At 68.1% G+C, this 204-nt stretch carries 1 protein-coding gene; it reads left to right on the forward strand.

All coding sequences use genetic code 11. From position 1 onward, the window contains the following. On the forward strand, positions 1 to 204 hold a 204-nt coding region (locus Q7C33_RS29045; protein ID WP_407684612.1), incomplete at both ends, for a hypothetical protein.

Consider the following 204-nt stretch of genomic DNA (forward strand, 5'->3'; position numbering starts at 1 on the left):
CTACGACGCTGGTGGGTGTCGCCACCAATGCCGTTACCGCTGCCGTGGCGCTGTCGGGCGTCAGGGTCACCGTTGCCGTTGCAGATCCAGCCACGGCCGAAGCCGTCACCGTCGCCGAACCGGCCACCGTCCCTTTCAGCGTCACCGTGGCCTGGCCACTGGCGTTGGTCGTGCTCGATGCTGCAGACAAGCTGCCCAGCGACG

This window comes from Pseudomonas sp. BP11-1-1, from assembly GCF_052112105.1.
Taxonomy (GTDB): domain Bacteria; phylum Pseudomonadota; class Gammaproteobacteria; order Pseudomonadales; family Pseudomonadaceae; genus Aquipseudomonas; species Aquipseudomonas alvandae.